This is a genomic window from Saccharomonospora amisosensis, assembly GCF_011761185.1.
GTDB lineage: Bacteria > Actinomycetota > Actinomycetes > Mycobacteriales > Pseudonocardiaceae > Saccharomonospora_A > Saccharomonospora_A amisosensis.
The window spans coordinates 344,261-363,733 of the sequence record NZ_JAAOYM010000001.1 but is presented as its reverse complement, the minus strand read 5'-3'; the positions used below and the strand labels follow the sequence as shown (position 1 = coordinate 363,733).

22 protein-coding genes and 1 tRNA gene are annotated in these 19,473 nt (G+C 67.9%); 11 read left to right on the top strand and 12 right to left on the bottom strand.

Annotated elements, in window-relative coordinates:
• Positions 1–22 precede the first annotated feature (22 nt).
• The 3 genes from FHU38_RS01825 to FHU38_RS01815 are packed head-to-tail and all read right to left on the bottom strand — an operon-like array spanning position 23 to position 1,277.
• Positions 23–655, bottom strand: coding sequence for a hypothetical protein (locus tag FHU38_RS01825; protein WP_167165881.1), 633 nt, complete (start codon positions 653–655; stop codon positions 23–25).
• The gene (locus FHU38_RS01820) at positions 655–1,113 is read right to left on the bottom strand and encodes a RidA family protein (protein WP_167165879.1); all 459 of its coding nucleotides are present in this window, start codon (positions 1,111–1,113) and stop codon (positions 655–657) included. The genes FHU38_RS01825 and FHU38_RS01820 overlap by 1 nt, the downstream gene beginning before the upstream one ends.
• 2 nt (positions 1,114–1,115) lie before the next feature.
• Positions 1,116–1,277, bottom strand: coding sequence for a DUF4177 domain-containing protein (locus FHU38_RS01815; RefSeq protein ID WP_003068074.1), 162 nt, complete (start codon positions 1,275–1,277; stop codon positions 1,116–1,118).
• A 32-nt stretch (positions 1,278–1,309) separates the two neighbouring features.
• On the opposite strand from FHU38_RS01815, the gene FHU38_RS01810 reads away from it, so the two are divergent.
• From FHU38_RS01810 to FHU38_RS01800, 3 genes are all read left to right on the top strand, one after another.
• Positions 1,310–1,558 carry a hypothetical protein gene (locus FHU38_RS01810; RefSeq protein WP_167165877.1) on the top strand — a complete coding sequence of 83 codons (249 nt, stop codon included), beginning with the start codon at positions 1,310–1,312 and terminating at the stop codon, positions 1,556–1,558.
• 67 nt (positions 1,559–1,625) lie between these two features.
• Positions 1,626–2,627 carry an ArsA-related P-loop ATPase gene (locus tag FHU38_RS01805; RefSeq protein ID WP_167165875.1) on the top strand — a complete coding sequence of 334 codons (1,002 nt, stop codon included), beginning with the start codon at positions 1,626–1,628 and terminating at the stop codon, positions 2,625–2,627.
• A gap of 4 nt (positions 2,628–2,631) precedes the next feature.
• Complete coding sequence (locus FHU38_RS01800) at positions 2,632–3,789, top strand: ArsA family ATPase (RefSeq protein WP_167165873.1); 1,158 nt, start codon at positions 2,632–2,634, stop codon at positions 3,787–3,789.
• Positions 3,790–3,795: 6 nt separating this feature from the next.
• On the opposite strand, the gene FHU38_RS01795 is transcribed toward FHU38_RS01800, so the two are convergent.
• Positions 3,796–4,092 (bottom strand): WhiB family transcriptional regulator, encoded by a 297-nt coding sequence (locus FHU38_RS01795; RefSeq protein WP_167165871.1) that lies wholly within the window; start codon positions 4,090–4,092, stop codon positions 3,796–3,798.
• 254 nt (positions 4,093–4,346) lie between these two features.
• On the opposite strand from FHU38_RS01795, the gene FHU38_RS01790 reads away from it, so the two are divergent.
• The 4 genes from FHU38_RS01790 to FHU38_RS01775 all read left to right on the top strand — a co-directional run bounded on the left by FHU38_RS01790 (position 4,347) and on the right by FHU38_RS01775 (position 8,310).
• Complete coding sequence (locus tag FHU38_RS01790) at positions 4,347–6,503, top strand: transglycosylase domain-containing protein (protein WP_167165869.1); 2,157 nt, start codon at positions 4,347–4,349, stop codon at positions 6,501–6,503.
• Between the two features lie 156 nt (positions 6,504–6,659).
• The gene (locus tag FHU38_RS01785) at positions 6,660–7,601 is read left to right on the top strand and encodes a metallophosphoesterase (protein WP_167165867.1); all 942 of its coding nucleotides are present in this window, start codon (positions 6,660–6,662) and stop codon (positions 7,599–7,601) included.
• 34 nt (positions 7,602–7,635) lie between these two features.
• A tRNA-Pro gene (locus tag FHU38_RS01780) sits at positions 7,636–7,709 on the top strand.
• A gap of 214 nt (positions 7,710–7,923) precedes the next feature.
• Positions 7,924–8,310, top strand: a complete 387-nt coding sequence (locus tag FHU38_RS01775) for an SgcJ/EcaC family oxidoreductase (RefSeq protein WP_243852180.1) — start codon at positions 7,924–7,926, stop codon at positions 8,308–8,310.
• Between the two features lie 297 nt (positions 8,311–8,607).
• Here FHU38_RS01775 and FHU38_RS01770 read toward each other — a convergent pair whose 3' ends face one another.
• Positions 8,608–9,315: a Clp protease N-terminal domain-containing protein gene (locus tag FHU38_RS01770; protein WP_167165863.1), complete on the bottom strand. Its 708-nt coding sequence runs from the start codon at positions 9,313–9,315 to the stop codon at positions 8,608–8,610.
• Between the two features lie 50 nt (positions 9,316–9,365).
• Positions 9,366–10,091, bottom strand: a complete 726-nt coding sequence (locus FHU38_RS01765; protein ID WP_167165861.1) for a class I SAM-dependent methyltransferase — start codon at positions 10,089–10,091, stop codon at positions 9,366–9,368.
• 35 nt (positions 10,092–10,126) lie between these two features.
• On the opposite strand from FHU38_RS01765, the gene FHU38_RS01760 reads away from it, so the two are divergent.
• A complete protein-coding gene (locus tag FHU38_RS01760) occupies positions 10,127–11,956 on the top strand; it encodes a S9 family peptidase (RefSeq protein ID WP_167165859.1) in 1,830 nt (609 codons plus the stop codon).
• Between the two features lie 54 nt (positions 11,957–12,010).
• Here FHU38_RS01760 and dps read toward each other — a convergent pair whose 3' ends face one another.
• Positions 12,011–12,487: a DNA starvation/stationary phase protection protein Dps gene (gene dps / locus FHU38_RS01755; RefSeq protein WP_167165857.1), complete on the bottom strand. Its 477-nt coding sequence runs from the start codon at positions 12,485–12,487 to the stop codon at positions 12,011–12,013.
• Between the two features lie 99 nt (positions 12,488–12,586).
• Positions 12,587–13,162, bottom strand: coding sequence for an NADPH-dependent FMN reductase (locus FHU38_RS01750; RefSeq protein WP_167165855.1), 576 nt, complete (start codon positions 13,160–13,162; stop codon positions 12,587–12,589).
• Positions 13,163–13,284: 122 nt separating this feature from the next.
• Between FHU38_RS01750 and FHU38_RS01745 the strand changes: the two genes are divergently transcribed.
• Complete coding sequence (locus tag FHU38_RS01745; RefSeq protein WP_167165853.1) at positions 13,285–14,340, top strand: alpha/beta hydrolase; 1,056 nt, start codon at positions 13,285–13,287, stop codon at positions 14,338–14,340.
• Between the two features lie 67 nt (positions 14,341–14,407).
• Here FHU38_RS01745 and FHU38_RS01740 read toward each other — a convergent pair whose 3' ends face one another.
• The gene (locus FHU38_RS01740; RefSeq protein WP_167165851.1) at positions 14,408–14,626 is read right to left on the bottom strand and encodes a hypothetical protein; all 219 of its coding nucleotides are present in this window, start codon (positions 14,624–14,626) and stop codon (positions 14,408–14,410) included.
• A 76-nt stretch (positions 14,627–14,702) separates the two neighbouring features.
• Here FHU38_RS01740 and FHU38_RS01735 point away from each other — a divergent pair, with 76 nt between their 5' ends.
• A complete protein-coding gene (locus tag FHU38_RS01735) occupies positions 14,703–15,908 on the top strand; it encodes an MFS transporter (RefSeq protein ID WP_167165849.1) in 1,206 nt (401 codons plus the stop codon).
• A gap of 9 nt (positions 15,909–15,917) precedes the next feature.
• Here the strand turns inward: FHU38_RS01735 and FHU38_RS01730 are convergent, their stop codons facing one another.
• Genes FHU38_RS01730 through FHU38_RS01720 form a run of 3 tightly spaced genes read right to left on the bottom strand, consistent with a single transcriptional unit; the run spans position 15,918 to position 18,693 of the window.
• Positions 15,918–16,298, bottom strand: coding sequence for a hypothetical protein (locus FHU38_RS01730; protein ID WP_167165847.1), 381 nt, complete (start codon positions 16,296–16,298; stop codon positions 15,918–15,920).
• A gap of 59 nt (positions 16,299–16,357) precedes the next feature.
• Entirely contained in the window at positions 16,358–17,431 is a 1,074-nt protein-coding gene (locus FHU38_RS01725; RefSeq protein WP_167165845.1) for an aspartate-semialdehyde dehydrogenase, read from the bottom strand.
• On the bottom strand, positions 17,431–18,693 hold the full coding sequence (locus FHU38_RS01720) for an aspartate kinase (protein WP_167165843.1): 1,263 nt from the start codon (positions 18,691–18,693) through the stop codon (positions 17,431–17,433). The genes FHU38_RS01725 and FHU38_RS01720 overlap by 1 nt, the downstream gene beginning before the upstream one ends.
• A 170-nt stretch (positions 18,694–18,863) precedes the next feature.
• On the opposite strand from FHU38_RS01720, the gene FHU38_RS01715 reads away from it, so the two are divergent.
• A complete protein-coding gene (locus FHU38_RS01715) occupies positions 18,864–19,460 on the top strand; it encodes a nitroreductase family protein (protein WP_167165841.1) in 597 nt (198 codons plus the stop codon).
• The last annotated feature ends 13 nt before the right edge of the window (positions 19,461–19,473 follow it).

The following is a 19,473-nucleotide window of genomic DNA, read 5'->3' as shown; positions in this document are numbered from 1 at the left end:
CCCGCTGCCGGACGAGCGAGCACTACGCGGGTACGAGTCTGTGGTGACCGGCGTCCACGGCGCCCACGCAGACGAACCGGGAATCCGCGAGCGCCGCCTGGTGATAGGCGGGCAGTTCGCCCTGCGCCGGAAGTACCTCCACACTCGGCGCCTCCTCGCCCAGCACCCGGAGGACCCGCTGTAGCTCCCCAGTAAGACGTGGCAGCCCGGATACGGCGGTGACCAGCAGGACCCGCTTCGCCTCCTCCTCCACGGGCCCTCGGTCGTGCCGCCAACTCTCCCGGACCTCACCTACGTCCGGGCGCCCACGCAACGTCGCGTGAACCACCACGGACACCGAATCAACGGTGTTCACCCAATCGGGTGCACCCGGAGTGAATGTGTACCGGTTCTCGGCGGAGGCGTCCACCCCAAGCGTGGAACTCACCTGATGCCAGTCAGCACCATGTGGAATCAGACCGGCGACCAGCAGGCGATACTCCGACTGATCAAGGTCGATCCTGTGCTTTAGCAAAGCCTTGGGGAGGGTACGCGACAGAGTTCCCATCGCGCCCTCACCCAGCCAGTCCCGGAACCGCCACAGCATCCGGTCCGGCATCCGGCCCGCGAGCCGCAGCAGCAGCTCGTGGCACGAATACTCGATGTCTGGATCCACTATGCCTCCACCTCGACGATCAACTCGACCTCGACAGGTGCCCCCAGCGGCAGTTCCGCGACCCCGACCGCCGACCGGGCGTGCGAGCCCGCGTCGCCGAAGACCTCCCCCAGCAACTCCGAGGCACCGTTGAGAACGGCGGGCTGCCCGGTGAATCCCTCGCTCGACGCCACGAAACCCGTGACCTTGACAACCCGCAGGACCGAGTCGATACCGACGAGGGCATGCACCGCCGCCAGCGCGTTCAGCGCCGCCGTGCGAGCGTGCTGCTTGGCCTCCTCGGGGCTGACCTCACCGCCCACCTTCCCCGTCGCGGCGAGCGAACCCGCCACGAACGGCAGCTGTCCCGACGTGTAGACGTGGGAGCCGGTGCGCACCGCGGGGACGTAGGCGGCGACGGGCGCCGCGACCTCGGGCAGTTCGATACCGAGTTCGGCCAGCCTCCCGCTCCAGCCCATGCTCAGCCCTTCGGGCGCTTGAGGTAGGCGACGTGCTGCTCACCGCTGGGGTTGGGCAGCACGGTGACCAACTCCCAGCCGTCCTCTCCCCACTGGTCGAGGATCTGCTTGGTCGCGTGGATCAGCAGCGGAACCGTGGCGTACTCCCACTTCGTGGCACTCATGCCGGACACCCTAGCCACTACTGTGTTCCGGCGTGGAGGCATGGCGCATCCTCGCCACGATCCTGCTGGGCGTGCCGGGGATTCTGGGCGTGTTGCTCGTCATCGCCAAGGCGAGGGAACGGTCCGGCTCGGCCGCCACCGCCGCCGTGGCGGGATTGGTCTGCGCCACCGCACTCGCCGTTGGCTGCGTGCTCACGCTCACGGTGCTGCCCGCCGCCGTGACCTGGGGCGTGGCCGCGACCGTCGCGGTTGGCGTCGCCGTCGCACTGCTCGTCGGCTGAGTGCCGCGACGACCGCACCCGGGTGCCGCCCGACACCGCCGTGGCTGTCTCGGCTTAGGCTGCGAAGGTGACCAACCTGGCTGGCTGGACCGACGAACTCGCACGGACCCGGCTCCACTTCGTCACCGGAAAGGGCGGGACGGGCAAGACCACCCTGGCCGCATCGCTCGGGCTGGCACTGGCCAGCCACGGCAGGCGAGTGTTGCTCATCGAGGTCGAGGGACGGCAGGGCTTCGCCCAGGTCTTCGACACAGAGCCACTGCCCTACGCCGAGCAGCGCATCGCGGCCGCTCCCGGGGGAGGCGAGGTGCGAGCACTGCACGTCGACGTGGAGGCCGCGCTGCTTGAGTACTTCGAGATGTTCTACAACCTCGGCTTCGCGGGCAGGACACTGCGCAGGATGGGCGCCATCGAGTTCGCGACGACACTTGCTCCTGGGCTGCGGGACGTACTACTCACCGGCAAGATCAAGGAATGTGTCGGTCGCACGGACTCCGACGGCAGGCACACCTACGACGCGGTCGTCGTGGACGCCCCACCCACCGGCAGGGTCGTGAAGTTCCTCGACGTCACCAAGGCTCTCACCGACCTCGCAAAGACAGGCCCGATCCGCGCACAGGCCGAGGGTGTGGTGCGCCTGCTGCACTCGGGGGAGACAGCTGTGCACCTGGTCACGCTGCTTGAGGAGATGCCCGTGCGGGAGACGCTGGACGCGGTCGCCGAACTCGACGGCGCCGACCTGCGCCCAGGAGCGGTGCTGGTCAACCGGGTCAGGCCGCCCCGGCTGCCCGCGCGTTCCGTCACGGCGGCCGCCGACGGCAGGGTGGACGCCGCGAGGGTGCGTACCGGGCTCGCCTCCGCGGGCCTCGAACTACCCCAGGTCACCCTCGACGCACTGGTGGAGGAGACCGTCGAGCACGCGATCCGCCTCGACGCCGAGCAGCGCGCCCGCGAACAGCTCTCCGAGGCCGACCTACCGACGCTGGAGGTGCCCGACCTCACGGCCGGAGTCGACGTCGCCGCGCTGTACGAACTCGCCGAGACGCTTGTCGAGCAGGGGGTGCGCTGACACCGTGACGCAACCGACACAGCCGACAAACCCGACCACACCGACCTTCGACGTCGACGAACTGCTCGACGACCAGGAAACCCGCGTGGTGCTGTGCTGCGGGTCGGGTGGGGTCGGAAAGACGACCACGGCGGCGGCACTCGCCCTGCGGGCGGCCGAGCGGGGCAGGCAGACCGTGGTGCTCACCATCGACCCGGCGCGCAGGCTCGCACAGGCGCTTGGGCTTCGCGAACTCGGCAACCAGCCGAGGAAGGTCTCGGTCGCCGGGTTCGAACCCAAGGGCGAACTCTGGGCGATGATGCTGGACATGCGCCGCACCTTCGACGACATGGTACGAAGGCACGCAGGCCCGGAACGCGCGGAGCAGCTGCTGGCCAACCGCTTCTACCAGACGATTTCCACGTCCTTCTCTGGGACGCAGGAGTACATGGCGATGGAGAAGCTCGGCCAGCTCGCCGCGACGGGGGACTGGGACCTCATCGTGGTGGACACCCCGCCGAGCCGTTCGGCTCTCGACTTCCTCGACGCACCGTCGCGACTGTCCGCCGCGCTGGACGGGCGGATGATCCGGTTGCTGACAACCCCGGCCAAAGCCGGTGGCTGGGGCCTGCGCAAGGTGGTCAGCGCGGGATTCTCGATGTTCGCCAAGGCCGTCTCGACCATCCTGGGTGGACAGCTGCTCGCCGACGCCTCCGCTTTCATGCAGGCGTTCGACTCCACCTTCGGCGGTTTCCGGGAGCGCGCGAGCAAGACCGCGGAACTGCTGCGTTCCAAGGGCACCGCCTTCGTGGTGATCGCCGCACCGGAACCGGATGCGCTGCGAGAGGCCAGCTACTTCGTCGAACGGCTCTCGGACGAGGCGATGCCGCTGGCGGGACTGGTCGCCAACCGCACGCATCCGGTGCTGGCCGACCTGTCGGCGATCGATGCCCTCGCGGCCGCTGAGGCGATCGAACGTAACGGCAACAAGGCCCCCCTCGCCTCGGCCGTACTGCGACTGCACGCCGACCGGGTGGCGGTGGCGGAGCGGGAGAAGCGGCTGCTAGCCCGCTTCACCCGCGCCCACCCCAGTGTCGCTGTCGTCCAGGTGCCCGCCTTGCCAAGTGACGTGCACGACATCGCGGGCCTTCGTGATGTCGGCGACCGTCTCACGGGCCCGTGAGACCGGCTACGACACCCGCTGCGCGGGTTCGTACTCCCGCTTGGCCGATTCCAAAAGGCCGCGCCAACTCGACACGTCAGGCCGCCTGCGAAGCAGCGCTCGGCGCTCCCGCTCGGTCATGCCACCCCAGACTCCGAAGTCGATCCGGTTGTCCAGCGCCTCCGCGAGACACTCGGTGCGGACCGGACAGCCCATGCAGACCAGCTTGGCCCTGTTCTGCTCGGCACCTCGTACGAATAGGCCGTCCGGGTCGGTGTCGCGGCAGTACGCATGGATACGCCAGTCCGACTCGTTTCGCTTCATGCCCCCAGCTCCTACCCAGTTTGCGACCGCAAGCAGGCAGCGAAGCGCTCGACCTCACCCCCGCGAGCTGGTCTCTTGCGTGCTCACGTCCGTGAGACGGTGCCTCCCCTGGCACCGTTTCGTGAGATGTTGACGGACTGTAGAGCTACTCGGTTCCCTCCGCCAACCCCCTTGCGACCCTTTGTTACCAGACGACAGCACGCCAGGGTCAACGGGTCACGGCAACCCTACGCGACCATGCGTACCCTGAACGCGTGCGTACCAGGGACGGCTTGTTCAAGATGCTCGGACTCTGCCTGCTCGCGGGTGTGCTGGTGGCGGGCTTGCTGTTTCCGATCGTCGGGGCAGCGGGAGTGATCTCGAACCAGGCGAGCGACACCGTGGAGTCGATGTCCTCCGACCTCGCCGACGTGCCGCCACCCCTGGTGACCACGGTGACCGACAGCGCGGGCAACCCGATCGCCACGCTGTACGAGCAGTACCGCATCCCGACCGCGCCGGACGAGATCTCCGACGCGATGAAGTGGGCGCTGATCTCGGTGGAGGACCGGCGCTTCTACGAGCACCACGGCGTCGACTGGAAGGGCACCATCCGGGCGGCCGTCAGCAACACCTCCGGCGGCGACACGCAGGGCGCCTCCACGCTGACCCAGCAGTACGTCAAGAACTATCTGATCAACGTCATCTATCGCAACGACGAGTTGGGGCAGCAGCGAGCTCAGGAGGTGTCGGTCGCTCGCAAGTTGAAGGAAGCGCGCATCGCCATCCAGCTCGAGACGAAGCTGAGCAAGGAGCAGATCCTCGCGGGCTACCTCAATGTGGTGGAGTTCTCCCGCCGGATCTTCGGTGTCGGCGCGGCGGCGCAGGCCTACTTCAACACCACAGCGGACAAGCTCACCGTCACGCAGAGCGCCCTACTCGCGGGCATGGTCAACAACCCGGCGGTCTACGACCCGTGGAACAACCCGGAGAGGGCGACCGAGCGCCGCAACTGGGTGCTGGACAAGATGGTGGAGAACCTGAAACTCTCCCGCGAGGACGCGGAACGGCTGAAGGCCGAACCGCTGGGTGTTGTCCCGGACGGGCCCTCCAAACCCGCGGCCAACTGCATCGGCGCGGGGCCGGAGAACGGCTTCTTCTGCCAGTACGTCGAGGACTACCTGCTCAGCCACGGTATGGACAAGGAAGAGCTCTACACCGGCGGCTACACCATCCGCACGACGATGGACCAGCGGGCCAACCACGAGGCCAAGCGCTCGGCCGAGGAACAGGTCAGCAAGACGCAGGACAACGTGGCCAACACGCTGTCGCTGGTACGGCCGGGCAAGAAGCGGCACGAAGTGGTGGCGCTGGCCGCGAACAAGGACTACGGCACGGACGCGAGCCAAGGTCAGACCGTGTACGCGTTGCCGTCGTCGACGGCCAATGTCACCGGCGCGGGTTCCAGCTACAAGATGTTCACCGCCGCCGCGATCCTTGAGCAGCGCAAGTACGGCATCTACGACCCGGTGCAGGTGCCCGGCTCGTACACCTCCAGGGTGTTCATGGGAGGCGGCGAGAGCTGTCCCTACGTCGGCCAGGGCACCCGTGCGTACTGCGTGTCCAACGCTGGCAGCTACCCGGGCAGCATGACGTTGCAGCAGGCTCTGGCCACCTCTCCCAACACCGCCTTCGTGATCCTTGAGGAGCAGGCGGGCATGAAGGCCGTGGTCGACATGGCCTACAAGCTGGGCATGCGGTCGACCATGACGTCGAACGCCGCGACCGGCGGCCCTGTGGATCGCAGTGCCGACAACCAGCAGATCAGCCAGAGCCAGCGGGAGTACTTCGGGCCGAGTGAGAGGTCTCCAGGCAAGGGGTCGTTCACGCTTGGTGTGAGCCCCACCAACGGCCTCGAACTGGCGAACGTCGCCGCCACGATAATGAGTGGTGGTGTGTGGTGCCCGCCAACCCCGATCGCACGGATCACCGACCGCGATGGTGCCAAGGTGCCGATCGAGGAGAAACCCTGCGAACAGGTGGTTCCCGAGGGGCTGGCCAATTCGATGGCCGTGGGGATGAGCAAGGACGACCAGCCCGGTGGCACCGCGGCCGCCGCGGCCGCCGCCGCGAACTGGACCCGCCCGATGATCGGTAAGACCGGAACGACACAGAACAACGGCTCGGCGGCGTTCATCGGGGCGACCCCGCAGCTCGCGGGCGCCGCGATGGTGTTCCGGCCGGACCACCCCAATGGCGGCCTCGTCGACGGCGGACCCGGCAACGTCTACGCGACCGAGGGCACCTACGGCAACATGTTCGGTGGCAAGACACCCGCGCGAACGTGGTTCGGCGCGATGACCAAGATCCTTGAGGGTCAGCCCCCGCTGCCGCTGCCACCAGCACACCCGAGATACGAGCGAGTGCGCTAGCCGGCCGTGCACACGGGTCGCCGGTGCGCGGGCCGTGCACCGGCGTGAGACCGGCATGGGCAGCTCGCTAGCCTGTTCAAGCTGCCCATGCCGGGGACACCACGGACCGGCACACGCGCGTACGCTGGGTAGCGGAGCGAGTACTAGGGACGACGGATGAAACGGCTCGTGACAGGGACCGCCGCGCTGGGCGTCGCGACCCTCGGCTATGCCGCCGGTATCGAGCGGCGGCGGTGGACCCTGCGCACCGCGGAAGTGCCGGTTCTCGCCGAAGGTGCCAAACCGATCCGGGTGCTGCACATCTCCGACCTGCACATGTTGCCGGGCCAGGAGTCGAAGCAGCGCTGGGTCGCCGACCTCGACCGGCTGGAGCCGGACCTCGTCGTGAACACCGGTGACAACCTCGCCCACCGGCGGGCCGTTCCGGCCGTGCTGCGTGCGCTTGGACCGCTGCTGGATCGGCCGGGTGTGTTCGTGTTCGGCAGCAACGACTACTACGAGCCCAAGCCGAAGAGCCCGGCACGCTATCTCATGCCCAACGGCCGCAAAAAACGCATCCACGGACGGCACCTGCCGTGGCGTGACCTGCGTGCCGCGTTCATCGAGCACGGCTGGCTGGACCTGACTCACGTACGTCGCACACTGCCGGTGGCAGGGCAGCGGATCTTCGCGGCGGGAGTTGACGACCCCCACCTGCAACGGGACCGCTACACCGACATCGAGGGACGGGCGGGCCGCGACGCGGTACTGCGTCTTGGCGTGACGCATTCGCCGGAGCCAAGGGTGCTGGACCCGTTCGCGGCCGACGGCTACGACCTCGTACTGGCAGGTCACACCCATGGCGGGCAACTGCGGGTGCCGGGAGTCGGTGCGCTCGTCACCAACTGTGACCTCGACCGCTCCCGCGCGCGCGGCGTGTCCCGCTGGGGATCGGACATGTGGCTGCACGTGTCGGCCGGTCTTGGCACGTCGCCGTACGCGCCCGTTCGGTTCGCCTGCCCACCTGAGGCGAGCCTGCTGACGCTGGTGCCGCGCGGCACTGAACCGAAGGGCGCACGCAGGGCGGCCCGACGCAACGCGCCGAGCGGCGTCCGCTAGACTATGGGCCGACCCGGAAAGGTCAGCAGTACATCGGGGTGTGGCGCAGCTTGGTAGCGTGCCTCGTTCGGGTCGAGGAGGTCGTGGGTTCAAATCCCGCCACCCCGACAGTGTGATGTCTTAAGGACGTCCTGGACGCCCGAACCCACGGAGTGTGGGTTCGGGCGTTTTTCATTTCATTTGGGTTCAAGGTCGCCACCCGCTCCCAACGTCTCCGGTTGGAACGTTCGAGTAGGCCTTGACCTCGAGTTAGGTGGAAGTCGCAGGATGGGTTCCGCTCCCACCGAAAGGGGACATCTTGCCTACCGGGACCGACCAGGCGATGGGCAACCTGATCAAGCGCTATGAACATGCCTTCAACACCAACGACGCCAAGTCCATGAACGCGCTTTTCGTTGAAGACCCCGTCTTCGTCAACTTCGGGGGGAACCTCATCGACGACAGGGAATCGCTGTACCGCGTCCAGCGGTTCGTGTTCGGCTCCGGTGGGCCGCTGGAAGACATCAGCGTCAGCTACACGGTCGAGCGCATCACACACCTCACCGCAGGACTGGCGGTAATCCATGCTCGCCAGCGGACCCTCGGCGCGGACACCGCCACCACTGATCAGCCTCGCAAAGATCCAATGGAGGCGATCTTCATGGTCGTCGCTGAACTCGTCGGCGATGAATGGAGAATCAGGATCGGGCAGAACACGCCAGTGACGTGAAATGTCCGGATGGCGTGCCCATCCCGCCCGGAATCGCCACCAGACGCCGTTGCGGGTGGCGACCTCACCGAAGGTCTGCTTGCCGCTGCCGACGGCGGTGATGACCAGACGTGTCTTCGGCATCGGCGGCCCAGTGTCCGTGATGTCGTGTGACATCAGTCCGGCATGTCGCGAGACATCCACGTGCTGTTGTAGGCCCGGGCGTTTGCCTACGCGGGTACGGCGAAACCGGAAAGCCCCTACCCGCGTAGGCGAGCAGGGGTTTCGACTCCGATTCCAGGCAGGTCACCGGTGACCTCAGGAGCCGCCGGTGAACGGGGCGAGCATGGCGAGAATCTCGGCCTCCACGCTTTCCTTGTCGAGACCGAGCCCGGTGAGCAGACCGTCGCCGTTCTCCAACTCCAGCAGGGCCAGCAGGATGTGCTCGGTGCCGATGTAGTTGTGCCCCAGCCGCAGCGCCTCGCGGAAGGTCAGCTCCAGCGCCTTCTTCGCCTCGGCGGCGAAGGGCCTCAGCGAGGGCACCTCGCTCGCGGGTTCCGGCAGCGCATCGATGGCCGCCCTTCGCACACTTTCCGGCGATACCTTGCCCGCGATCGCCTTGGCCGCGAGCCCTTCCGACTCGCTCAGCAGCCCCAGCACGAGGTGTTCCCTGGTGATCTCGGCATTGCCAGCGGAGTGGGCTTCGTTCTGCGCGGCGACCACGGCGTTGCGCGCGCGTGGGGTGAATCTGGCGAACCCTTCGTTCGGGTCGAGCGGTTCTGACTTGGAAACGAACCGCTTCTGCGCCGCCTGCTTGCTGACGCCCATGCTCCTGCCGATCTCGGTCCAGGATGCCCCCGAGCGTCGCGCCTGGTCCACGAAGTGACCGATGAGATGGTCGGCCACCTCGCCGAGGTGGTCGGCCGCGATGACCGCGTCGGACAGTTGCTCGAGGACGTCGGAGTGCGCCTTCTTGATCGCCTCGATCAGTTCGTCGAGGCGGACTGGAGTGTTCATCTGCGCCATATGTCAACCATAGGTTGACGCCCACTCATACGTCAACCAATGGTTGACGATCAGCGGGTCGCCAGCGTCTCCACCCAACACTGGCTGAAGTCACCCGAGCCGTCCCGGACCCACATCCAGGCCGACCGCGCGGCGCTGGCCAACTGCTGGTCCGGCCCCCCGTCCGGGCGGTGTATCGCCGCCGCGAGACCGGCCTCCACCTCCCGCGCCAGCGCCAGGTAACCGATGTCGGCGTGGTGGCGAGCGCGCGAACGCACATCTCGAAAGCCCGCGCGCTGAACCCAGTCCGCCACTCGCCTGCCGGCGAAAGGGTCGACACCGAGACGCCGCTGCAGCAGGTTCCAGCCACGCAAAGCCGCGTCCACGTTGGCCGTCCTGGGCCGCAACCTGGCCTTGCTCCAGTCCACCGTGGACAACGCAAGCGTGCCGCCGGGACGGAGCACCCTGAAGAACTCGGCCAGCACGGCCATCGGAGCCACGGCCGTCTCCAACAGCCCGTGCGAGAACACCACGTCGGCGACACCGGAGCACAGTGGCAGGCTTTCCGGACGCGAGACGACGAACTCTACTGTGGACACCGAAGCCCGTTCGGCCTGCCTTCGCGCCTCGGTCACGTCGGCCGCGTGGGCGGCGAGGCCGAGTACCCGGATCGGGTGGGCGGCGGTACCAAGACTCAGCGTGCTCGCCACCCGCCCCCCGGAGAAGCTGCCCACATCCAGCACCCGCGTTCCCGGCTCCAACAAGGGCAGGACGAAACCCGCGTAACCCTCCAGCACGCCCCATACAGTACGGACCTGGCAGGATCGCGGATGTGAGCACACAACATCCGGCAGCCAAGGTGCCCGACCAGCTCCTCGCGGAACCAGCGGCGGAGGCTCGATGGCGTGCGCGCTTCGCCGCCGCGCGGGTGTCGGTCCCGGACTGGGCACTCGACGCACCGCAGGCCAGCATCTACGTTTCGAACGCCAGCGGCGTGTGGGAGGTGTACGCGTGGGACCGCGCCACCGACACCCACCGCCAGGTGACCGACCGGCCCAACGGCACGATGCACGCCACGACGTCATTGGACGGGCAGTGGATCTGGTGGTTCGACGACACTGACGGTGACGAGTTCGGCTCGTGGGTGCGGGAGCCGTTCGCGGGCGGCACGGAGCCGGCCAAGGCCGTCGCCGACGTGCCCGACGGCTATCCCGCCGGGCTGGAGATCGGCCATTCCGTGCTCGCCGTCGGGGTGTCCGGGGACGAGGGCAGCGCGCTCTACGCTCACCGCGACGGCCGCACCCAGCGCTTCTACAGCAGCGAACACGACGCCGACGTCGCAGCGCTTTCCCGCGACGAGCGGCTGCTGGCTATCTCGCACTCCGAGCACGGCGACTCGCGGCACCCGGCGCTACGCGTGGTCTCCACCACCGACTTCTCAGGCGTCGCCGAGAAGTGGGACGGGAAAGGCAAGGGGCTTGCCGCGCTGGCATTCTCGCCCCGCCGCGGCGACCCCAGGCTGCTCGTCCAACACGAGCGCAGGGGCAAGGAGGAGTTGCTGATCTGGGACGTTGAGTCCGACACCGAGACCGAACTCGACATCGACCTCCCCGGCGAGATCGCGGGCGACTGGTATCCCGACGCCGATGCGCTGTTGATCGTGCACTTCCACCAGGGCCGCAGCTCGCTTTACCGCTACGACCTCGCCACCGCTGAACTGGCTTCGCTGGACACTCCGCCTGGCAGGATCGGTGGCGCGGGCGTGCGGCCGGACGGCTCCGTGGAGTACGCCTGGTCCAACGCCGCACAGCCGCCGGTGGTCCGGGTCCGGCTGCCGGAAGGCACCGACAAGGTGCTGCTCGAACCACCGGGTGAGCGGCCTCCCGGCTCACTGCCTGTCGGCGACGCCTTCGTCGAAGGGCCCGGCGGCCGGGTGCACGCGCTGGTGTCGAGGCCGCGAGGCGACGAGAGTCGACTGCCCACGGTGTTCCTGCTGCACGGCGGGCCGCACGCTGCCGACGAGGACCGCTTCTCCGCCTACCGAGCTGTCTGGCTCGACGCGGGGTTCGCGGTGGTGGAGGTCAACTACCGCGGCTCGACCGGCTACGGCAGCCAGTGGCGGGACGCGATCGAGGGCAGGCCGGGGCTGACGGAGCTGGAGGATGTCGCCGCCGTGCACGGCTGGGCGGTGAGCAGCGGGCTGGCCGACCCGGCCCGCTGTGTGGTCAGCGGCGCGTCGTGGGGTGGCTATCTCACCCTGCTCGCCCTTGGCACCCAGCCGGACCGGTGGGCCGCGGGAGTCGCGGGTGTTCCGGTTGCCGACTACGTCGCGGCTTACGAGGACGAGATGGAGCAACTGCGCGCCTTCGACCGCGCGCTCTTCGGCGGGTCGCCGCAGGAACTCGCGTCGCTGTACGAGGAGTGCTCACCGATCACCTACGTCGACGCGGTGCGGGCGCCGGTGCTGGTGCTGGCGGGCGACAACGATCCGCGCTGCCCGATCCGGCAGATCGAGAACTACCTGGACCGGCTCGCGGCCCGGCGGATCCCGTACGAGTTCTACCGCTACGACGCAGGGCACGGCTCGCTCGTCATCGCCGAGACCATCAAGCAGGTCGCTATCGAGGTGCATTTCGCGATGCGGGCGCTCGGCATGTGCTGAACGAGCAACCGCCCCCGGGTCGCAGCCGGACCCGGGGGCGGTGAAGATCGGCTGTCAGGCCAGCTGCGCCTGCCACATCCAGTGCTGCTTCTCCAGCTCCGTGGCGATCTCGATCAGCATGTCCTGTGTGACGAGGTCGCTCTTGTCCGTCTCGTCGATGCTTGCGCGAACTCGCTTGATGACCCGCGCGAGCATTTCGACGACCGCCTCGATGGTCTTCTCGGTGCTCTGCCAACCTTCCGGATATTCGGGCAGGTCGGAGCGCTCCACCACAGTCTTGGCCTTGCCGTTGGGTGAGACGCCGATCGCGTTGGTTCGCTCGGCAACGTCATCGGTGAAAGTGCGCGCTGCGGTGACGAGCTCGTCGAGTTGCAGGTGCACGCTGCGGAAGTTCCTGCCGACGACGTTCCAGTGTGCCTGCTTGGCCACGAGCGTCAGGTCGATGAGGTCGACGAGAGTCGACTGCAGGACGTTCGCCGTCAGCTCCTTGTCGCTGTCCTTGAGCGGGCTGGTGATAGGCGACTTGGCCATCGATGTAGTCCTCTCTGCGCTCGGGAGCGGAGCATCTTTCGCGGGCGAAAACGCCCACGCAACGCTTTTGGGCTACCCGGTCGCGGAGTAGGCGAAACGCTAGCCGCTCGCGCGGCCGAACCCGAACTCGGCGACCTGGCGGCCGATCAGTCGCAGGTTCGCCACGATCTTGTCCTCGGAAGCGCCACCAGCCTCGTCGAACTTCACCTCGGCGGTATTGACCGCCCCGCCGAGTGGGGTCGGCCAGCCGCGCAGCGCGTGCGCTATCGTGCGCAGCTGGTTCAGCGTGGTAACCGCGGCCTGCCAACCGTGCGCGACCGCGATCAGGCCGACACCGCGTCCGTGCAGGTATGGCCGCTCGTCGTGGCGCAGGTCCTCGACATAGTCCAGCGCGTTCTTGACCAGCCCGGACAGCGCGCCGTGATAGCCGGGCGAGACGACGATCAAGCCGTCGGCCTCCCTGACGGCCTGCACGAACTCGATCGCCCGCGGCGCACGATCCTCGACGGCCGACTCGTAGAACGGGAGGGCGAGCCCGTCTCCGGTGACCGCGGCCGTCCGTGCCCCGGCCTCCGCCGCGCCTTCGAGGGCGATCCGCAACGCTCGCTCCGACTGCGAGTCGGCTCGCAGCGAGCCGCCGACACCGAGCACCTTGATCGCACGTGTGGAAGTCACATACCCGAGGCTAGACGCTTGAGTTAGGTGGAGGGCCACGAGTTGTGGCAACGGCCCTCGGACCTGGCATCGCCTCCTACTGATGAGTAGCCTCTAGGGGTCACCGGCGATGAGGAGGGCACATGGCGATACCGCCGCAGATCCGGATCCAGGCAGGCGCGGCCCAGTTGCTCTACGCACTACCCCGCCCCTTGCGCCGACTGATAGCGGGCAGACCGGTGCACCTCGACGGCCAGGAACTGGCGTTGGACGCCCAACTGCTGCTGCGCCTGCAACAGCTCTCCGGCGCCACCCTGGTCACCGACAACTCGGTGCGGAAGTCACGTGCGGCGCTCGACGCCTCCCGGCACCTTGTGGGCGGCAAGCCGATCCAGCCGGTAGCCACCAGCGACGTCACCATCCCGACCGAGCACGGCGGTCTGCCCGCGACCCTCTATACGCCCGAAGGGCTGCGCACCGGCTCCGGGCTGCTGGTGTTCTTCCACGGCGGAGGCTGGGTCATCGGCAACCGGGCCAGCCACGACAACACCGCCCGCTTCCTTGCCAAGCACGCTGACGTGCGGGTGCTTTCGGTGGAGTACCGGCTGGCGCCGGAGCATCCGTTCCCCGCCGCGCAGGAGGATGCCCTCGCGGCGTTCGACTTCGCACACGCCAAGGCCGCCGATCTGGGTGTCGACGCCGACCGCATCGCCGTCGGCGGCGACAGCGCGGGTGGCAATCTCGCCGCCGTCACCGCGCAGGTCACGACCCGCAGGGGTGGGCCGGCACCGGCGTTCCAGTTGCTGTTCTATCCCGGCCTTGACGCCTCGAAGCGGCGCCGCTCGCGCGAGTTGTTCGCCGACCGCTTCTTCCTCACCGACGAGCACATGACGTGGTTCCTCGACCACTACGCCCCGCCGGGTGTCGATCGAAACGACCCCAAGCTCTCGCCGCTGCTCGCCGACGATCTGAGCGGGCTCCCGCCCGCCTACATCGCGACCGCGGGTTTCGATCCGCTACGCGACGAGGGCGAGGAATACGCGGCCAGGCTGGAGGAAGCCGGAGCACCCGTGGCTCTCAGCAGGCAGTCCGACCTGATTCACGGCTACGTCAACTTCCTCGGCGTGGGAACCCGGTTCACCGAGGCGACCGCCGAAGCGGCGGGTGCGCTTCGCATGGGACTCAGCGGAACTAATTAGCACCCTGTCACGGCACGGCCGAAACCGGCCCCCGGCGAGCCGCCGGGGGCCGGCCGAGTTGGAGGGCCTACTTGCCGAACGCCTTGTCCAGGTTGGGCCGGTGCTCGAAGACCCGCTCCAGCATCGGCTCGCGGACGCCCTTCTTGGTGTGGCCAGTGATGCTGCCAGCCAGGCACTCGCGCTGCGCGTCGGCGTCGGCATCGGCATCGGCGAACACGCGATCCGACGATTCGCAGGAGGCCTGCTCGATCTCGGCGAAGTAGCTCCGCGGGCCTCGGTTCAGCACGAACCAGTCGCACCAAGGACCTCGAGCGCTGAAAGGAAGTTGCACGGCCGTACCAGGTTGCGATTGGGTCAAGGTCGTGCCGTTACAGCGCTACGCCCGTCTGCTACGTATCAAGGGCGTCCCCAGCTCGATGCTCGTGCTGTTCCTCATCCGGCTGCCGATGACCGCTACCGGAATCACGCTGACACTGCACGTCGTCAGCGAACTGGGCCGTGGCTACGGCGCGGCGGGCCTGGTCGGCACGGCCACAACGGCGGGCGCCGCGCTCGGCGCCCCGATGGTCGGCCGACTGATCGACCGGTACGGACTGCGACCGGTCGTGGCCGTGTGCGGCACCGTCTCTTGCGGCTACTGGCTGAGCACCCCCTACCTGCCGTACGAAGCACTGCTCGCCGCCGCGCTCGTCGCGGGCGCGCTCGTGGTGCCCGCGAGTTCCATCAGCAGGCAGGTGCTCACCGCCCTTGTGCCCGAAGGGCAGCGCCGCACCGCCTACTCATTGGACATGGTGCTGCTGGAGACGTCGTTCATGGTCGGCCCGGCAGCGTGGATCGCGCTGACTACGCAGCTTTCGTCGACCGTCGCGCTCACCAGCCTCGGTGTGGCGTTCGGCCTGCTCTCGCTCCTGCTGTACGTGCTGGACCCACCGATCAGGTCGAAGGCCGAAACCGTCCTACCGCGACAGCCGAGGCCACCGGTGCGGTCCTGGTTGTCCGGATCACTCGTGGCGACACTGCTGGTGGCCGTGGGCGCGCTGTTCGTCCTCGTCGGTACCGAACTGGCCGCGCTCGCCACGCTGCGAGCATCCGGCGAGGTCGGTTGGACGGGGGCGCTCATCACGGTCATGTGTGTCGCCTCGCTCGCGGGTGGCCTGGTTCACGGCGCGGTGCCGCGATCACTACCACAGCTCACGCTCATGGTGCTCCTCGCCGTACTCGTGCTACCCGTGGGCCTCGTGACACAACCGTGGTGGCTGCTCGCGCTCGCGCTGGTGCCGATGAACTTCGCGTGCGCGCCGACGCTTGCCGCCACAACGGAGGAAGTGAGCAGGCTCGTGCGTGCCGGAGTGCGCGGCGAGGCGATGGGCCTGCAGGACATGGCCACCAAGACGGGGCTCGCGCTTGGCAGCCCCGTCGTCGGCTTCGTCATCGACAACACGGGGCCAGGCTGGGGGTTCGTCGCGGCCGGGTTGGGCGGTGTGGTGTTCGCCGTAGCGGGCGTGTTGCTGAGTCGCCGCGAACGGCCGGCGCGCGCGACCGAAGCCGCGAGCGTCGGCCAAGGCTGACGGCAGGCGTCACAGGCAGGCTTGCCGCAACTGGTCCAAGGTCTGGAGGTTGCTGCGCAGCCAGTCGTTGAAGGACTCGGGCGTGACGACCTTCTGCTGCTCGAGTTCCAGGTAGCCGTCCGCCAACTGCGACAGCGAGTCCTGCACCGACTGGTCCGCCACCTGATTACCGAGTTCCCGCAGTCGGTTGGCCTTCTCCTCCGCACCGGCCCGTACCTGCTCCGGATCGATGTTGGGATTGAGGTTGACCAGTCCAACTGCCTCCGAGCAGACCTGCGCCTTGCTGGAGGCGTTGTCGACCTGGTTGACGGCCTCGTTCACCTCCGAGCATCCGGTCACCGAGACGATCGCCACCAGTCCTAGCGCGGCAACCGCGCTTCGTTTCCACATGGGGCCAGAAGGTACCCGCCGGCCGGGTGCTCCTCCCACCCCGTTGGCCTCGACTCGCCTCACAGTTCGGCCGCGACCCGCTCCGCGACCTCGTAGGTGTTCAACGCCGCACCCTTGCGCAGGTTGTCACCGCAGACGAAGAAGTCGAGCGTGTTCGGGAAGTCCAGCGCCTGCCGCACCCTTCCGACATAGGTGGGGTCGGCCCCAACGACCTCCGCTGGAGAGGGGAACCGCCCGTTCTCGGGGTCGTCGACCAAGACGATGGAGGGCTGTGCCTCGAACACCTTGTGCGCGGCCTCCACGGTGACCTCGCTGGAGAACGTCGCGTGCACGGCGAGCGAGTGCGTGGTGACAACGGGAACCCGCACGCAGGTCGCCGAGACCTTCAGGTCGGAGATGCCGAGGATCTTGCGAGACTCGTTGCGAACCTTGAGCTCCTCGGAGAACCAGCCGTCGCCCTTGTAGGAACCGGCGGACGGCACCACGTTCATCGCCAGCGGTGTGCCCGCGAACGGAGAATCGGCCAGTGGCAGCCCAGCGGCCTCCAACGCGTGCCGCACGTCACCAGCCTTGTTGCCCAGCCCCTTGCCGGACACCGCCTCCAGCTCGGCGTACAGCCGGTCGATCCCGTCCTGACCGGCACCGGAGGCGGCCTGGTAGGAGGCGACGACGAGCTCGGTGAGACCGAACTCCCGGTGCAGCGCGCCCAACGCCGCCATCATTGACAGCGTCGTGCAGTTGGGGTTGGCGATGATGCCCTTCGGCCGCCTGCTCACCTTGTCGGCGTTGACCTCCGGTACGACTAGCGGCACCTCGTCGTCCATGCGGAACGCACCGGAGTTGTCGACAGCCACCGCGCCTCTCTCGGCGGCCACGGGGGCCCACCGCGCCGAGACCTCGTCCGGCACGTCGAACATCGCCACGTCCACACCGTCGAACGCCTCCGGGGTGAGTTCGACGACCGTGTGCTCCTCGCCCCGCACCATGAGCTTCTTGCCCGCGGAACGCGCGGAGGCGATCAACCGGATCTCGCCCCAGGGCACGCTTTCGCGACCGTTGATGATGTCGATCATGACCGTGCCGACCGCGCCAGTGGCGCCCACGAGGGCCAGGGTCGGTGACTTCGTACTCATCAGCGTCCACTCCCCGCGTATACGACGGCCTCTTCGTCGCCGCCGAGTTCGAATGCCTCATGGATCGCGCGCACCGCGTCGTCCAACTGTGCATCCCTGATCAACACCGAGATCCGGATCTCGGAGGTGTTGATGATCTCGATGTTCACGCCTGCCTTGGCCAGCGCCTCGCAGAACGACGCCGTGACGCCCGGGTGGGAACGCATCCCGGCGCCCACAAGCGAAACCTTGCCCACGTGGTCGTCGTAGAGCACCGCGGAGAAGTCCAGTTCGGTCTTGATCTTCTCAAGCTCGCTGACCGCCTTGGGTCCGTTGGCCTTCGACAGCGTGAAGGTGATGTCCGTCCGTCCCGCGGTGTTGGAGATGTTCTGCAACACCATGTCGATGTCGATCTCCGCGTCAGCCACGGTGCGGAAGATGCGAGCCGCCGCCCCCGCGTGGTCGGGCACCCCGGTGATGGTGATCTTGGCCTCCGAACGGTCGTGGGCCACACCGGTGATCAACGCTTGTTCCACGGGGATCTCCTCAATCGAACCGGTCACGGTTGTGCCCGGCTTGTCACTGTAGGAAGAGCGAACGCTGATGGGCACGCCGTAGCGGCGGGCGTACTCCACGGAGCGCAGGTGCAGGATCTTCGACCCGCTGGCCGCCAGCTCCAGCATCTCCTCGTACGGCACGGTGTCGAGCTTGCGCGCGTTGCCGACGATGCGCGGGTCAGCCGTGTACACACCGTCCACATCGGAGTAGATTTCGCACACGTCCGCGTTGAGCGCCGCGGCCAGCGCCACCGCGGTAGTGTCCGAACCGCCCCTGCCGAGCGTCGTGATGTCCTTGGTGTCTTGCGACACGCCCTGGAAGCCGGCGACGAGCGCGACGTAACCCTGCTCGAGCGCATCGGTGACACGGCTGGGCGTCACGTCGATGATCCGGGCGTTGCCGTGCACCGCGGTGGTCACCACCCCCGCCTGCGAGCCGGTGAACGACCACGCCTCGGCACCCTGCGCCGAGATCGCCATGGCCACGAGCGCGTTGGAGATGCGCTCACCCGCCGTGAGCAGCATGTCCATCTCGCGCTCCGGCGGCACTGGGTTCACCTGCTCCGCCAGATCCAGCAACTCGTCGGTGGTGTCGCCCATCGCCGAGCAGACGACAACCACGTGGTTGCCCGCCTTCTTCGTGGCCACGATGCGCTCGGCCACGCGTTTGATCCGGTCAGCGCTCTCCAGCGACGAACCGCCGTACTTCTGGACCACGAGCGCCACTAGCCCGAACCTCCTCGCCTGTGCGGGCACACCGTCCGGGCCCGGCCTCGGTCGGGTTTCCCGCTCGCGTACCTTCGCGAAACAGGGTACCGGGGGGCTGTTTCGGCGACACCTCGCTTTGTGGCGCCGACCACTCCTTCGGCTGGCTGCTGCTGGCATACTCGGGCCCGATGAGCGACAAGGAAGCCGACACCAGCGTTCCCGTCCACGACATCATCGCGCGCAGGTGGAGCCCACGGGCACTGGACGAATCCGCGCGGGTGACCGACGACCAACTGCGCGCGCTGCTCGAAGCCGCGCGATGGGCGCCTTCGTTCGGAAACACCCAGCCGGCCAGATACGTGGTTGGCAGGCGCGGTGACGAAGCCTTCGACCGCATCCTGGGCACGCTCACCGAGCGCAACCGTTCCTGGGCTCACCGGGCGGGCGCGTTGCTGATCGCCTGCGCCGTCACCCACAACGAGAAGGGTGACGTGCCCTACGCCGAGTACGGCGTTGGACTGGCGTCGCAAAACCTGGTGTTGCAGGCGGTGGCCGAAGGTCTCGTCACACACCAGATGGCGGGCTTCGACAAGGGCGCGGCCACCCGCGCGTTCTCGCTTCCCGACGATGTCCGGCCACTGGTGGCCATCGCGGTCGGAGTGGCGGCCGACCCGGAAGTGCTCGCCGACGAGCGCGACATCAGCAGGGAGACCGGCCCGCGCAACCGGCTGCCGCTTTCGGAGTTCGCGTTCACCGCCGAGTGGGGAACCCCGGCCTTCGACTGAGCGCCTGAGGGGG